This is a genomic window from Binatus sp. (SeqCode) (assembly GCF_035272065.1).
Classification (GTDB): Bacteria; Desulfobacterota; Binatia; order Binatales; family Binataceae; genus Binatus.
Window position 1 is genome coordinate 1 of sequence record NZ_DATEQZ010000044.1, and the last position, 15,116, is coordinate 15,116.

At 62.0% G+C, this 15,116-nt stretch carries 17 protein-coding genes; 8 read left to right on the forward strand and 9 right to left on the reverse strand.

Translation table 11 applies throughout. From position 1 onward, the window contains the following. From VJX68_RS07480 to VJX68_RS07495, 4 genes are all read left to right on the forward strand, one after another. Positions 1-667, forward strand: a 667-nt coding sequence (locus tag VJX68_RS07480; protein ID WP_324095047.1) for a phosphomethylpyrimidine synthase ThiC, incomplete at its 5' end; no start/stop codon positions are given. Beyond that, positions 654-1,139, forward strand: a complete 486-nt coding sequence (locus VJX68_RS07485; protein ID WP_324095048.1) for a peroxiredoxin — start codon at positions 654-656, stop codon at positions 1,137-1,139. The genes VJX68_RS07480 and VJX68_RS07485, both read left to right, overlap by 14 nt. 89 nt (positions 1,140-1,228) lie before the next feature. Then, the gene (moeB, locus tag VJX68_RS07490; protein ID WP_324095049.1) at positions 1,229-2,464 is read left to right on the forward strand and encodes a molybdopterin-synthase adenylyltransferase MoeB; all 1,236 of its coding nucleotides are present in this window, start codon (positions 1,229-1,231) and stop codon (positions 2,462-2,464) included. A 114-nt stretch (positions 2,465-2,578) separates the two neighbouring features. Then, a complete protein-coding gene (locus tag VJX68_RS07495) occupies positions 2,579-3,280 on the forward strand; it encodes a histidine phosphatase family protein (RefSeq protein ID WP_324095050.1) in 702 nt (233 codons plus the stop codon). A 23-nt stretch (positions 3,281-3,303) separates the two neighbouring features. On the opposite strand, the gene VJX68_RS07500 is transcribed toward VJX68_RS07495, so the two are convergent. Then, on the reverse strand, positions 3,304-4,485 hold the full coding sequence (locus VJX68_RS07500; RefSeq protein ID WP_324095051.1) for a VWA domain-containing protein: 1,182 nt from the start codon (positions 4,483-4,485) through the stop codon (positions 3,304-3,306). A gap of 293 nt (positions 4,486-4,778) precedes the next feature. On the opposite strand from VJX68_RS07500, the gene VJX68_RS07505 reads away from it, so the two are divergent. From VJX68_RS07505 to VJX68_RS07520, 4 genes are read left to right on the forward strand one after another with little or no spacing between them, the layout of a single operon-like run. Next, complete coding sequence (locus VJX68_RS07505) at positions 4,779-5,999, forward strand: LLM class flavin-dependent oxidoreductase (protein WP_324095052.1); 1,221 nt, start codon at positions 4,779-4,781, stop codon at positions 5,997-5,999. Between the two features lies 1 nt (position 6,000). Further along, positions 6,001-6,831 carry a hypothetical protein gene (locus VJX68_RS07510; protein WP_324095053.1) on the forward strand — a complete coding sequence of 277 codons (831 nt, stop codon included), beginning with the start codon at positions 6,001-6,003 and terminating at the stop codon, positions 6,829-6,831. 18 nt (positions 6,832-6,849) lie between these two features. Beyond that, a complete protein-coding gene (locus VJX68_RS07515) occupies positions 6,850-7,245 on the forward strand; it encodes a DUF6632 domain-containing protein (RefSeq protein WP_324095054.1) in 396 nt (131 codons plus the stop codon). A 53-nt stretch (positions 7,246-7,298) separates the two neighbouring features. Further along, a complete protein-coding gene (locus VJX68_RS07520) occupies positions 7,299-8,462 on the forward strand; it encodes a M20 family metallopeptidase (protein ID WP_324095055.1) in 1,164 nt (387 codons plus the stop codon). 24 nt (positions 8,463-8,486) lie between these two features. Here the strand turns inward: VJX68_RS07520 and VJX68_RS07525 are convergent, their stop codons facing one another. The 8 genes from VJX68_RS07525 to VJX68_RS07560 form a co-directional block, all read right to left on the reverse strand. Continuing rightward, on the reverse strand, positions 8,487-8,741 hold the full coding sequence (locus tag VJX68_RS07525) for an FmdB family zinc ribbon protein (protein ID WP_324095056.1): 255 nt from the start codon (positions 8,739-8,741) through the stop codon (positions 8,487-8,489). 6 nt (positions 8,742-8,747) lie between these two features. Next, complete coding sequence (mce, locus tag VJX68_RS07530; RefSeq protein ID WP_324095057.1) at positions 8,748-9,185, reverse strand: methylmalonyl-CoA epimerase; 438 nt, start codon at positions 9,183-9,185, stop codon at positions 8,748-8,750. Next, complete coding sequence (locus VJX68_RS07535) at positions 9,164-11,560, reverse strand: tetratricopeptide repeat protein (protein ID WP_324095058.1); 2,397 nt, start codon at positions 11,558-11,560, stop codon at positions 9,164-9,166. The genes mce and VJX68_RS07535 overlap by 22 nt, the downstream gene beginning before the upstream one ends. Before the next feature lie 68 nt (positions 11,561-11,628). Beyond that, a complete protein-coding gene (locus tag VJX68_RS07540) occupies positions 11,629-12,354 on the reverse strand; it encodes an HAD-IA family hydrolase (protein ID WP_324095059.1) in 726 nt (241 codons plus the stop codon). Between the two features lie 13 nt (positions 12,355-12,367). Then, complete coding sequence (locus tag VJX68_RS07545) at positions 12,368-12,550, reverse strand: hypothetical protein (RefSeq protein ID WP_324095060.1); 183 nt, start codon at positions 12,548-12,550, stop codon at positions 12,368-12,370. 63 nt (positions 12,551-12,613) lie between these two features. Next, positions 12,614-13,759, reverse strand: a complete 1,146-nt coding sequence (locus tag VJX68_RS07550) for an ABC transporter permease (RefSeq protein ID WP_324095061.1) — start codon at positions 13,757-13,759, stop codon at positions 12,614-12,616. A 109-nt stretch (positions 13,760-13,868) separates the two neighbouring features. Beyond that, a complete protein-coding gene (locus VJX68_RS07555; protein ID WP_324095062.1) occupies positions 13,869-14,420 on the reverse strand; it encodes a hypothetical protein in 552 nt (183 codons plus the stop codon). Beyond that, on the reverse strand, positions 14,420-14,944 hold the full coding sequence (locus tag VJX68_RS07560) for a hypothetical protein (RefSeq protein WP_324095063.1): 525 nt from the start codon (positions 14,942-14,944) through the stop codon (positions 14,420-14,422). Before VJX68_RS07560 ends, VJX68_RS07555 begins: the two co-directional genes overlap by 1 nt. Positions 14,945-15,116: the final 172 nt, after the last annotated feature.

Here is a 15,116-nt window from a genome sequence, read left to right on the forward strand (position 1 = left end):
GATTTCGATCGGCGACGGGCTGCGGCCGGGCGCCACGGGTGACGCGACCGATCGCGGGCAAATCGCGGAGCTGCTGCTGATGGGCGAGCTGGCCGATCGCGCGCGCACGATGGGCGTGCAGGTGATGATCGAAGGCCCCGGCCATGTGCCGCTCGATCAAATCGAGGCCAACGTGAAGCTGGAGAAGCGAGTCTGCGGAGGCGCGCCGTTTTACGTGCTCGGCCCGCTGACTTGCGACGTCGCGCCGGGTTACGATCACATCACGGGTGCAATTGGCGGCGCGATCGCGTCGGCGGCGGGCACCGATTTTCTGTGCTACGTGACGCCGGCCGAGCATTTGCGGCTGCCCGATATCGACGACGTGCGCGAAGGAGTGATCGCGACGCGAATCGCCGCGCACTCCGGTGACCTGGTAAAGGGCGTGCGCGCGGCGAAGGTCTGGAACGATCAGATGTCGCGATATCGCAAGGCGCTCAACTGGGAAGGGATGTACGCGATGGCAATGGACCCCGACAAGGCGCGTCGTTACAAGGAAGAGAGTGAGGCGGCGGGTTCCAACGTCTGCACGATGTGCGGGTCGCTGTGCTCGATCAACATCGACAACGCGGCGATCAAGTTCACCAGGCGCCGCTCGCTCGCCGAGGCTGAAGCGCATGCCGCCGGCTGACGCGAACGGCGCTCCGGATCTTTCGGCAGCGCTCGAGCTCGCACTCCCGGACGCTCGCGGCGAGCTGCGCCGGCTCAAGGACTTTCGCGGCCACAACCTCGTCGTTTATTTCTACCCGAAGGACGACACACCCGGCTGCACCGTCGAGGGCAAGGAATTTCGCGACAGTTCCGAACAGTTCAAGGCGCTCGATTGTGTGATCGTCGGCGTCAGCACGGATTCTTCCGAGCGGCATCGCGTGTTCGCCGAAAAGCACGCCTTGCCGTTCATCCTGCTGGCGGACGAAGACGGAAAGCTCGCCGCCGCGTTCGGCGTGCTCAACGGCAAGTATGCGTCGCGGTCGACTTTCGTGCTCGACAGCGAACTGCGTGTGCGCCGCGCGTTTCACGACGTGACCCCGCGCGGACATGCCGCGCAGGTGCTGAACTTCATGCGCACGCTGGTCGAATCGCGTCGAATGATCGGCGGGTAACCGGCGCCACGCCGCGTGGCGTGACTCGCGCGCGTGGTTATAGTTGTATATTGAAACTGAATCCGCCGACGGACCGGACGGGAAAATTTATGGCGAAAACTTCGAAGAATATCCTTGACGAAGCGCGCTCGACGATTAAGCAGGTCGACATCGACGAAGCCCGCCGGATGATCGATAAGCCCGGCACCGTGCTGGTCGACGTGCGCGAGAGTGACGAGTGGCGGCAGGGTCATATTCCGCAGGCGGTTGCGGTTCCGCGCGGTTTCCTTGAACTCCGAATCGAGGAGAAGGTTCCCGACCACAAGACTCCCGTGATTTTGCAATGCGCGTCGGGCACGCGCTCGCTGCTGGCGGCACGCACGCTGCGCGAGCTCGGCTACGAAAACGTTTACAACATGACCGGCGGCTTCAACGCGTGGAAGGATCGCGGCTTGCCGTGGATCGCGGATCGCGCGTTCACGGCCGACGAGCTTACGCGGTATTCACGCCATTTCGTGATCCCCGAGGTCGGCGAGAAGGGACAGGCGAAACTGCTCGACGCCAAAGTGTTGCTGCTCGGCACAGGCGCGCTCGGCTCGCCGTCGGCACTTTATCTCGCGGCGGCGGGAGTCGGCACGATCGGCCTGGTCGATTTCGACGTGGTCGACATGTCGAATCTTCAGCGGCAGATAATCCACACCACCGATCGCGTCGGGACGCCCAAGACCGAGTCGGCGCAGAAGGCAATCAACGCGCTGAACCCAGGCGTCAAGGTGATTCGTCACGACGTGCGGCTGACCTCCGAGAACGCGATGGACATCGTCAAGGATTACGACGTCGTCGTTAACTGTGGCGACAATTTCCCGACTCGTTATCTGATCAACGACGCCTGCGTGTTCTCGAAGAAGCCGCTGGTGGACGGCGCGATTTTCCGCTTCGAGGGCAACACGACGGTTTTCTACCCGGCCAAAGGCGGGCCGTGCTACCGATGCCTGTATCCGGAACCGGCGCCGCCGGACATGGCGCCGTCGTGCGCCGAGGCCGGAGTGCTCGGCGCGATTCCGGGCCTCATCGGCTCGATCGAAGCGCTCGAGGCTATCAAGTTGATAGTCGGCGCGGGGTCTCCGCTGATAGGCAAGATGGTTTACTTCGACACGCTGTCCGACAAGGACTTCGTGCGAATTCTGAAAGTCCGCAAAGATCCGAAGTGCCCCGTCTGCAGCGAGCATCCCACGCAGACTACGCTCATTGACTACGAAGCGTTCTGCGGCTTGGGCGCGCCCGCAAACGGAACGGCGCATGCGGAACAAACGGCGCACGCGAGCGCAGCAGCGTCCGCGCGGTAAGACTCCGCGCGCTGGTCTCAACAGCCGAAAATCTGGTTTGATTGCGGCGGGGGCTCATGAAGAGATCCCGCCGTGCTATTTTCGGCGGGCACTTCATCAGCCGAGGAAGTTTCGATGGCGCTGGGACCGTTTTACGTCGCGGATAAACTGAAAGGTGGCAACGGGATGAGAGGAATCGCGCTCTTGATGCGCCATGGCGAGACCGCATGGAACCGCGAAGGCCGCGTGATGGGCCGCAATCCGATCGAGCTCGACGACGACGGACGCGCGCAGGTGCAAGCCGCGATTCCTTTCGCCCGCCTGATAGGGCCCGAGTTGATCGTCACGAGTCCGCTCGCACGCGCGCGGCAGTCGGCGGAGATAATCGCGGCCGGCGTGGGCGGCGTCCCGGTGGCCGAAGATCCGCAACTGTCGGAAGTTCAATACGGGCGCTGGGAAGGGATGGTGTACGACGATCTGATCGAGGATCCCGACTACCTGCACTATCGCGAGCATCCGCTGGACGCGGCCACGCCCGGCGGCGAGACAATCGCGCAGGTGCAATCCCGGGGGGTCGAGGCAGTGCGACGCGCGATCGGCGACAATGCCGGTCGGCGTATCCTGTTCGTCTCGCACGGCGACATCATCCGCACCGTCTTGTGCCATTTCATGCGGCTCGAGCTCTCGCACTTCCGGCGAATCCGCGTGGACAACGCGGCTTTCTCAGGCTTCCAGTTAATCGGCGATTTCGCTGAAATGAAATTCCTGAACCTGTTGCCGGATCCGGAGCGCGCGTTCATCGCGCCATTTGTATCGAAAAAGCGCGAGTCTCCATGAGCGGCGACCCTGGAAATGCAGGATCAGGGTCCGCCGGCGACTGACGGATCGAGGTCGGGTGGCGGCGAGCCGGACGCGCCGACTTCGATTCCTTTGCGGACGCGAACGTCCGCTCCCGATTTGCCGGGAACGTCCACTTTCAGACTGCGGTATCCGCCCGCGGTGGGATCGGGCGCGAGAAATCCGATCGTGTATTGCTCGCGCAACTCGAGGCTGATGTTCTCACATGCGCGGCGCAGCGCCTCGCCGTCGCCGGCCTCGCGGATGATGTAAGTCTTGGCGCCGGTTTCGGTCGAGAGCGTGTGCAGCGTCTCGGCGTCAACGTGCTCGCTATCGTCGCCGCCCAGCACGAACGGCCCGATCGAGACGGAAAGTCCACCGCTGCCCCCGTTGGGATCGCCGATTCCGATTGAGTACACCAGCACGCCCATCCGCCGCGCCTGCACGACGACGTCATTCACCGTCGAGGCGCTGGTGTTGTCCATTCCGTCGGTCACGACGAGCAGCGCTTTCTTGTCGTAGCGCCCGCGCTGCACCATCTGCAGCCCCTGCATGATCACGTCGAACAACGCGGTCTGCCCGTATGCGTGCAGCAACGCGAGCCGGTGCATCACGAGGTCGTGGTTGGTCGTGAACGGCTGGAGCAGGAACGGATGGCTGGAAAACGCGAACAGAAAGATGTCGTCCTTGTCATTCAGATCGCGCAGGAACTCCGCGATCGCCGCGCGCGCTTGCGGAATTTTCGGCGTCATGCTGCCCGAAGTGTCCACCAGGATGCCGACCGAGACCGGCGTGTTCAGGTCCTGTCGAAAAAATTCAATCGGGCGCTGCTGCCCGTCCATGTAAAGCTTGAAATCGCTCTTTTGCAGCCCGGTGACGTAAGTGCCGCTCGGTTCGGTTACCGTCACTGTTACTTGCTCGTAACCCGGCTGCTGGCGCAATTCGCGCGTCGGCAGCACCAGCTCCTGCCCGCCCTGCGGAACCTGCGGCGGGATGTTGAGCGACTCGGTGCCCTGTTTCGCCGGCATCGACGGCAGCTCGAGCGTCGAGGTTTCCTTGCCCTGGCTGCGCGGGATGACGAGCGCTGGCGGCTTCGGCGAGCCTTGCTGCTGCGCCGCCGCGGGCGCAACGCCGCCGAGCATTAACGCCAGTGCAATCAGCGCCGCCGTGAGCGAGCGTCGTACTATGTCCGGAGTTGTCCTCATCACGCCTTCTTGTCTAATGATCCTATTTGCTCCTGCTTTGGGCAAGCCGGTCAGTTTTTCCAGGCTGTCTATTCCCGACACTCTATCACTTTGGACGAATTCGCGGGGGCGAAGTTTCAGGCGCGAAGCCATGCCGGTGAATTCACGGTAAACCAACCACGAATTCTTCCTGAACGATCGTTTAGTTTGACGCGGCGCCTTTCTTGTTTCGCGTTCTGATTTCGTCCTAACCTGACAAGTCCGTCGTGGCCCCGAGGCGGTCGCTTTCGACCCTGCCCGACCGAGGAGAAATGATGAAGTTCGGAATTTTCATAGCCCCGTTCCACCGCGTCGGCGAGAACCCGACGCTCTGCTTCGAGCGCGATATGCAGTTGATCGAGTGGCTCGACCAGCTCGGCTACGAAGAGGCGTTTATCGGCGAGCATCATTCGTCGGGATGGGAAATAATCTCGTCGCCCGAAATTTTCATGGCAGTCGCCGCCACGCGCACCCGCCGCATCATGCTCGGCTCCGGCGTGGTCAGCATCCCGTATCATCACCCCTTCCACGTCGCGAACCGCTTCGCGCTACTCGACCATCTGACGCGCGGCCGCGTGATGCTTGGATGCGGTCCGGGCGCACTGGCCGCGGACGCGCACATGCAGGGCATCGATTCGACCACCCAGCGCAAGCGGATGGTAGAGGGCGTCAGCGCTATCCTTCGCCTGTTCAACGAACAGGGCAAGATTTCGATCGACGGGTCGTACTTCAAGCTCGTAGACGCGCACTTGCAGGTGAAGCCGTTTCAGCAGCCGCACATGCCGATCTTTGTCGCAAGCACGGTGTCGCCGTCGGGGATGGTAGCGGCGGGACAGCTCGGATGCGGCGTGCTGTCGGTCGCCTCGTACGCGCCGGGCGGCCTCGACGATCTGATGAAGCGCTGGGCGATGGCGGAAGAGTCGGCGGCCGAGAACGGCAAGACCGTTGACCGCAAAAACTGGCGGATGGTTTTTCCGATTCATCTCGCCGAGACGCGCGAACAGGCGATGAACGATATTCGCGACGGCGCCAACACGTGGATACGCGAATACTTTATCGACACGCTCGGCGCGCAGCTCCAGTTCGAGGAATATCCGAATCAGCCGGTCGAGGAGATGAATATCGATCGCATGAACGGGCGCGGCGGCATTATCGTCGGAACGCCCGACGACGCGATCGCGAGGATCAAGGAACTGCAACAGGCAACCGGCGGCTTCGGCGGAATCCTCGGGCTCGCGCACGAATGGACCACACGCGAAAAGACGCTGCACTCGTACGAGCTGTTCGCGCGCTACGTCGCGCCGCAGTTCCAGGGACAGGTCGCCGAGGGCGTCAAATACTCTAACGACTGGGCACGCGAAAATCGCGACCTGATGTTCGGCAAGGCGGTCGCAGGAATCATAACCGCGATGCAGGACTACGCCCAGCACAAAGTCGAGAAGGGCGAGCCGGTCCCTGACATGATGACCCAGCCGCTGACCCGCGTCCGCCCATAGCATGAGCGAGGATGTTCCGTTTGCGGTGCGTCGCGGCGAGTTGCTCGAGCGCGCGGTAGCGATTTTCTCGGCCGATGCGCGCTTTCCGGCGGGATGGCTCGAAGGCAGCCTCGCCGACGGTTCCGCGGACCCGTACTCGGATATCGATTTGCACCTTTGCGTCGTCGAGAACGCGTGGGACGCGGTATGGAATTCCCGGCGGAGTTTGATCGAACGAATCGCGCCAATCCTCGCGTCGCTCGATATTATGGGCGTTTTCGGCGTCGGCTGTCTGATCGAAGGACCCGTGAAGCTCGACGTCTTTTTCGAGCGGGAAAGTGGTCTGGCTTCGAGGCCGCGAATTGCGGTGAAGCGGCTGTGGGGCGCGGCGGAAATTTACGAGCGCTTCAAAATTGGCGACGACCTCGGCGACGCCGCAATCAAGCACGCGCTCGAGTTCAACGTGCTTGGATTTCTGCAGGGCGCGACCTGGCCGGTTAGAATTTTGGCGCGCGGGCAAATTGAGACATTTCTGTTCAACGAAATCCTGCTGGTCGAGACGGCGATCATGCCGCTGATGCTGCTGGAAACGGATCGGCGCGCGTTCCATCGCAACATGTTCACGCGAGCGAAGCTGCTGCCGTTTGCTCAGCGCGACGAATGTGCGCGGCTGGTCGATCGAATCGAAACGTCGGTGCACGCCGATCGCGATGCGATGCGCGACGTGCACATCGAAATTTTCCAAAAAATCTGCTATCTCGCGCGCGCCGCATTCGCGCGCTACAGTCTGGAGTTCCCGCCGCGCGTCGAAAATGAAATGGTCGCGTTCTTCAAACGGGAGTGGCCTCTATAGCCCTGCAAGGAGGAGATCATGGCTGATGACAGTCGTATGAGAAATCTGCGCATCGCGCTGATATTGGTTGGCGTGATTTTTATCTTCGGAATCTACCCGCTGATGATCATCTGGCCGTCGGGCTGGACGTGGCACACGGGTCACTCCGACTACCCGCTGATGATTGTCGGTATCTACGCGACCCTCGGTGTGTTCCTCATTATGGCGGCGCGCGACCCGCTCAATAACCTCACACTCATCTGGTTCACCGTCTGGTCGAGCATCGTCCACGCCGCGATCATGTTTATGCAGTCTTTCGAAATGCCCGAAAATCACGGCCACCTGATCGGCGACGTACCCGCCCTGATATTCGTCGCCGTATTGCTGGCGGTGCTGACTCCGCGCGGCGCGTTGGCGGAGCGACGGGTTGGATAGTCCGAGTCTTCGGTGCTACTCACAGTGCAATACGGCTCTAGAGGAGCACATTGATGGGCGCTCACGCCGAAATAGCCCGCGCGATTGATAATTACCGTGACAAGGTGGTCGCGCTCAGCCACGAAATCCACGAGCATCCTGAGCTCAGGTTCCAGGAAGTTTTCGCTGCCGGCCTGCTCACCAAGGCTGCGACCGAATTGGGGCTCGAGGTCGAGCGAGGGGTCGGCGGACTCGAGACCGCGTTTCGCGCCGAGTTCGGTGGCAAGGGTCCAACGGTCGCGATTCTCGCCGAGTACGACGCTCTCCCCAATGGCCATTCATGCGGCCACAACCTCATCGCCGGGGCCGCGCTCAGTGCGGTCGCGGGCTTGAAGAGCATCGCGAGCCTGCCGGGGCGAATCGTCTTTCTCGGCACGCCGGCCGAGGAAGGCGGCGGCGGGAAAATAATTCTGATCGACAAGGGCGCGCTCCGCGGCGTCGACGCGGCCATGATGGCGCATCCGACGGACGCGGAGTTCTGCACGATGCCCGCGCTCGCCACGCAGCATCTCAAGCTGACCTTTCATGGGCATGGCGCGCACGCTGCGCTGGCGCCGTGGGACGGCTCGAGCGCGCTGGCCGCGGTGATCCAGACTTTCCAGAGTGTCGATGCGATGCGGCTGCATCTGCGCGACGGCTCGCGCATCCACGGCATCATCACCGACGGCGGCCAGGCGGTGAATATCATCCCGGAACGTACTGAGTGCCTGTTCCTCGCGCGCGCCAAGACCAGCAAGTATGCGAGAGAGATCGGTGCGCGCGTGATCCGATGCGCCGAGGCCGCCGCGATGGCGACCGGGACGCGCGTCGAGGCTATCGTCGAAGGCGGCTACAAGAACCTGATCAACAATCTCAGCATGGCACATCGTTATGCGGCCCATAGCGAGGCGCTCGGCGCAAAATCCGTCGAGGCGCCGGAGAACACGCCCACCGGCAGCACCGACATGGGCGACATCAGTCACGTGATGCCGGCGATACATCCGTCGTTCGCGATTTCGCGCCACGGCGAGGGAAACTGCCACGAAGACGCGTTCGTCGCGCACGCCGACTCAAAACGCGGCTACGACGCGATGATTCGAGTCGCGAAGGCGATGGCGATGACGGCGTACGATTTGCTCGCGGAGCCGAACTTGCTGGCGTCAGCAAAAAAAGAATTCGAAGCGCGCAAAGAGAGCTGACGGTCTGTATCGGCGGGCGTGGCGCTAGTGACAGCCGCAGCCGCAGCCGCCACCGCAACATCCGCCGCCTGTGAAACCATTCGACGTGCCCGAATCGGCCATCGCGGACGCGACCGCTGCCGCGCTGTCGCCGTCGCTGCGGCGCGCCGCGAACGTGGACATCTCGCGCGTCAGCTTCGAGCCGTGACAATTCGGGCATTGCGCGCCGCCGTCACCGGGGCGAACGAATGCCTCGAACGAGCGGTCGCAGTTGGCGCATCGGTACTCGTAGATCGGCATGGTTCTCTACTCGGCGGGCGGCTGCGCGTATTCAACCAGCACGCCGCGCGTGGCCTTGGGATGCAGGAAGCAGATCATGCCCGCCAGGCCGTGACGCGGCTTCTGATCGATGAGCTGGATTCCCTTGGCGCGCGCAGCGTCCAGCTCACGTGCGACGTCGTCAGTTTCGAAGCATACGTGATGCAGGCCGCCGCCGCGCCGCGCGAGGAATTTGCCCACGGCGTTGTCGGAATCGAGCGGCTCGAGCAGTTCGATCTCGCTCTCGCCCGCCTTGAGCAGCGCGGCGCGAACGCCTTGCTCTTCAATCGTGGCGCTCTTGGTGAATTGCAGGCCGAGCGTGTCGCGCCAGAATTTCAACCCCGCGTCGAGACTAGGCACGACGACGCCGACATGATGAATCTTCTTGAGCATCGAGCTGCTGGTTACCGCTGATGATCGAGGCACAGCGAGCGCTGCAGCTTGTCCCACCTGACCTTCATGTCTTCCGAACCCAGGGTCGGATGCTCGGCGCGCGTTTGCGCCAGCTTGCTGCATGCGCCCTGCGTATTGCCCTGCTCGTTGTAGACCACGGCGAGCTGGTACTTCGCCTCGTACCACAGCGGGTCGGACTCGGCCGCCGTGTTCTCGACGGCGGTCCACAGATTGACCGCGTCCTTCCAGTCCTTCTTGGATTGCGCTCGACGGGCAAGACCCGCGTTCGCATCGGGCGACGCCGGGTCAGCCTTCACTACTTGCTCGAAGATCTTGTCCGCCTCGTCGTCCTGGCCGTTAGCCTGCAGAGCCTGAGCGTAGATCGACAGTGTACCAGTCAAATTCTTGACCGGAATCTTGCCCGACGCTGCCATGTCCGCGAAAAACTTGTACGCGGTGGCGGTCAATTTCGCGTTGGCGTGATATGACTTCTCGTCGTTATTATCCTTGGCGGCCAACGCGGTCTTCCAGAAATCGATTCCAAGTCCCTTGATGAAATCGCCCTTGGCCACGTCCCCGTGGCTGCGTTCGACGAGTGCGGCAACGTCGGTGTTAACCTCGTCGTACTTGCCGAGATGGTCGAGCGCCGTGATGCGCCATTCGACGACGTCCGGGAATTTCGCGCTCATCATCGGGTAATTCGATTCGTAACCGACAAGCAGTGGCGCGACTTGCGCGTAATCGACATGGTCCGGGTCTTCTTCGAGGATCGAGGCGAGCATGTAGGTCGCTTCGCCGCGAATCTCGCGCACCGCCTTCTTGGCAGCCGGTGTACTAGCTGATCGCTCCGCTTCGGCCCCCATCTTGATCGATTCGTTCAGATTGTCGAGCGCCGCTTTTTTGAGCTGCTCGGTATCGACCTTGGGTCCCTTGTTGTCCTTGGCGCTGGCACCCAGGAGCTGCTTGTAGTAGCACTCCGCGGCCTTGAACTTGGCGGTGAAGGTGAACTCGGGATCGCCCTTGACCTGAGAATACATCTGCGCAGCTTCGACGAACTTGCCCTGCCGCTGCAGGCGGTCTGCGAGCTGCACGCGCATCTCGGCGGCATGCTCACCGTTGGGATCTTTTTGCAGGTAGTCCTGCGCGTCCTTCACCCACTGATCTTCCAGCGCGGTATCCTTTTGACCGCTCTGTTCCCATCGGTTATGCGCGAGGCTGAACTTCAGGTACTCGGCCCATTGCGCGTCGCCGCCGCCACCGGCTGCGATCTTGCTGAGCATCGCCTCGACCAGGTCGTAGCGCTTCTCGCGCAGATAGATGTCGGCGGCGAACTTGTAGGCCTTGGGATACTTTCCGCTGGCTCCAGCCTCGGCATAGTACTTCGCCGCGTTGGCTTCATCCTTGCGCGAGAGCAAGACCGCGGCGAGTAGCCATTTCTCGAACGGGTCGTTCGAGTTGCCGAATTCCTCGACCGCGTTGGTCGGGAACTTGGACGCCGCCGCTACATCGACTGCCCATCCTTCCTTGTCGTTCTCCTTGGACTTCATCAAGTCGATGATTTGCTTATGATAGGCCGCCTTCTTGGCCGGATCGCTGGTGGCGCGCTCGGCGCTGAACAGGGTCTGCAACTGAAGCATGAACTGGCCCGAGCCGGCATGCCCACCGGGCTCAGTTGGGAGAGTCTTGGCGGCTTCCTCCGCATTACCCATCTTGGCGTAAGTCGTTGAGAGTCCCTGGCGCGCTGCGGCGTATTGCTGCGTGCCGCTGCCGTCGTCCATTATTTTCTTGAAGTCGTTGATCGCGTTGTTGTATTCGTTGCGATCGAACTTGCCCAACTCGCGCTCGCAGTAGGCGCGGCCGAGGGTGTTTTCGCGAATCAGGTTGGGATCGGGCATCGCGAGCATGCTCGCAGTGAAGCCATCAATCGATTGGTTGAGCAGTTTCTTCGATTGCTCGGCGTTATCGTCGAACAGAGTGGTCGCAGCCGTGAACCGCAGCCAGGCAAGCGGATACGCGGCGCGCAAGGCCAACTGCTCAGGCTGGTCGTAGTCGCATTGCCCGCCACTGTCGATCTGCGCGATGCAATCGTCCTTCTTCTTGGAATAGGCTGCTTGCATCCGATCGAGCATCGACTCGAGCTGATGGAAGATCGGGATCAGCGCGCCCTTGTCCACCTTGCCGCTCGAAGTGAGCTTGGCAAAGGTGCCCTCGGCGTTGTCGAGCCGGCTGATCACCTGGTCTGCAGTCGACGCGTTGGACTCGGCCGACGACATCTGGCCCGAGAGGCTCGAAAGCTCTCCTTCGAGCTGCCCGGCGCTCTGCGCGGCCGCCATGCTGGCGGTGAAAGCGAGCGCAAAAAACGCGGTTAACATCGCCGTCAGACGATGCGAAAAAAGCGGACGTTTCATTTGTCTAATCCCCAAATACTGTTCCCCGGGAAATTGTGGCCTTAACTAAGGATAATGCGGCGATAACGTCAAGCGAGCTCCAATACTCGCGCAACTTCAGGGACGCTGGCAAGCGAGCAAATCCTGGCGGTGCGGCCCGCAATCGAGGGCGCGGCCTGCCGGTCCTCGCGATCGATCAGCACCGCGGCCAGCCCGAGCGCCGCGGCCGGTGCGAAATCGAGATGCTCCGAGTCGCCGATATGCATCGCGTCGTGCTCAGTAACGCCGGCGCGCGAAAGAGCGGCGGCGAACGCCTCGCGCCGCGGCTTGGCGTAGCCGGCCTCGGACGAAATCGTTATCGAGTCGAAGTAACGGGTCTGGTCGAGGCCGTCGAGAATTCGATACAGGCGATAGTCGAAGTTGGAGATCACGCCGAGGTTGAGTCCATCGCTCTTTAGACGTTGGAGCATCGGCGCGGCTTCACGGTCCGCAATCCAATGAGCGGGATCGGCGAAATGGGCAAACAGGGCGTCGAAGTACGCGTCGAAGTCGGGAAATTTGCCCAGCGGCGCGAAGGTTTCGCCGACGCGATTCCGCCACCATCCCCGCTCGAGGCGCCGAAGCTGGTCGTGGCGAAGCCCGCGTCCGAAGGCCAAACCGGGCGCCGCACCGAAAACGCGGCGAAAACTCGCGGCGACGGCCTCCTCGGGCGCGTCGAGCCCGAAATCCCGCGCCAGGCGGGCGTAGGTGCGTCCGACAGGCTCGCGCGCCTCGAACAGCGTCCCGGCGGCATCGAAGAATGCGGCGCGGATCAAGAAATGCGAACCCTCACGGAGTTTCGTTTTTCACCGGCAGCGGCGCCTGCTCTTCGCACGCAGGATCGCGGCGGGCCCACCAGAAGATGTCGCACAGAGCGCCGCATGCGGCGAGATAAATTTTGGGCGGTTCGACATGCGTCGAGGGCGGCGAGTAATCGGGAGCGCCGGTTTTGCTTTCGTGGTCGCGAAGCATGACGGGAGAAATGGTAGCTGATTCGGTAAATGTGGGAAATCGCGCCGAGAGTCGAACTGCTCGTTACACGGCGCGGAGTTCGGTTGAAATGTCGCCGCGGGTCGCGAGCGTTGCCGGGATGAAGCCGCTGGCCGCCCCAATAAGTGCGGCGATCAGAAAGCTGTAAACGACCATTCGCGGTTCCAGCGTCATCGCCAGCGCCAGCGGACCGAGCGCTCCGGAGACTCGCGGCAAGAGATCGAAGCCCAGCAGTGCGAGCACGCACCCGAGCGCGCCCCCCGTCACCCCGACTATCAGGCCCTCGACCAGAATCCGCAGTATGATCGAGTTGCGCGTGAATCCAATCGCGCGCATCACCGCCATCTCGTGGCGCCGCTCGCGCACCCCCATCGCAGCCGTGTTGGCGGCGACCAGCGCGATCGTGAACATCACGATCGCCGCGAGAAATTTCGCGCCGTTAAGCATCAGGCTCAGGTTGCTCCCGATCTGGTTCTTGATCAGCGCCACTTCGGTTTCCGTAGCCGTTTCGTACTGCGAATTAGCGAACATCTCGTCGATCGCCGCGATAACTTCAGGCGATGATTTCGAGCTGTCCACCTTGACCCAGAACAGGTTGGCAGTGCCGGGCCGGCCGAGCAGTTCTTCCATGTAGTCGCGGCGGAAAATAATGCGAGGGCCGGCTGCATCCTCGTTCAGCACGCCGACGATTGTCAATTGCAGATCGACTGGATACATCGTACCCCGCAACATGATCGTTTGGCCGACTTTCCAGCGGTAAACCTTCATCAGGTTGGTCGCGACCAGCGCCGCGGTGCGCATGCTCTCGAATTCGTGTTCGGTTTCCGCGCTGACATCCCAATCGGGAAAAATGTCGCGGATATGGTCGTCATCGACCGCGAGCACGCCCAGCTGCTGGTTCGGATCCTGGTAAGTTGCGAGGAAGACGCTGTAGGCCGCGACGGCCTGCACGTGCGGCAGGGTTTCGATTCGCCGACGGTAAGACTCGGGCAGCATGTAGAGCAGGCTGGCCTTGCTATGGCAGATGAGGCGCAGCGAGTTGGCGCGGTCGCGCAACACCTGGTTGAGCAGACCGGGCAGGCTGATAAGCGACGCGAAGATGAACACCGAGACGGTGATCGACAGCATGGTAAGAATCGTGCGGCGCTTGTTGCGGGTGAGGTTTCGGAGCACGAGGGACAGGTAGTTCATGGCGCGAGCTTAATTGTAGTGAAACCGCCTTGGGTTTGCAGGGGTGACCGGCTCGTCGATCCTGACCTCTCATTGTCTTGGGAGAGGTTGGGATCCGGACGGGGAAGGGTTAGATCAAAAGCGCGCCGCGGAAGGGTTCGTCCCTCGGAGGCGGAAATTGGAGCAGGTTGATCGCCCATTTGCGGGCCTGGCGCAGCGCGTCTTCAGCGCGGCGGAAGATTCTTTCGCGATACATTACGGACCATACGTACGCGTCGACTGACGGCTCGTCGCCGAGCGTGATGTCCAGCATCCAGTCCTCGAGCTGCGGACCACAAATCAGCAGGCGCACCACGCGCCCGTGATCGATTACGATTCCGCGCGCATCGCGCGGGATGCGAAACTCGTCCTTGACCCGCTTGATTACGTTGGCCGGCGCGTGCTGCTCGGTCATCGCGACGTAGGCCCAATCGCCCTGCGGCGGATTGGCTTCGCGCGCGATGCGAAGGTTGTTGTCGGTCAAGTCTTCCTTGGCGCGGTCCTGGTCGTAGTCGCGCGCGACCTGGTAAAAGGCCATCGCGACCGGCAACTGCGGCATCTCGGTTTCGGACCTGGCCCGCTTGGGTTTCTTGAAGGTGGTTTCGACCCACCAGCGATTTTCGACGGTTGGCTTTTGCGGCATCAGGCGACCCGCCGGGATTTGCGCGAGGCGATGCGCGTGGTGCGTCGCGATTTTCGTGCGACCGAAATGCGCGCGCCGCGCTTGCGGACGCGATTTGCGGCGCGGCGAGCGCTCGAGATTCCGGCGCGGATGCGCGAGCGCGCGGCGCCGCGGCCGCTGGTGGACTTGAGCCCGCGCCTCATCCGGCGCGAGAACAAATCGGCCTTGCGCTCCGGGTCGCTCCAAAAAATGAAGTGGCCCATCTCGTGATAGATCATCTGGATCCACATCCGCTCGCTGAAATAGACGCGGCCACGCTTCCAGTTTTCAGGATGGACGAGATGGATGCGGCCGTCTTCGTAGGTGCGGCCGGCGGTTTTGCCCCAATCGATATACTCGAACCATTCGATGCGCGGGCGGCGCACGTTGAAGTACCGGCACATCGACGAGATGGCGCGATTGAAATGCGCGGCGCGATGGCCGCGGAAAAATTCGGCGAGGTTGCGATCGATTTCGCGCCGATGAGCGACAGGAGGAACAATCATTCGCACAAGCAGGCGACCTCCGGGAACAAATGCTGACCAAGTAATGCGATCATACGGAGGCTCGTTCGTCAGAGTCAAACAAAGTCGGTGAAATGCCGGTTTATACCGATGTTTGATCATTCCATAAGTTCGAAACCGCCCGTCAGGAACGAGGTTGGCGCGCCTTGCCGGA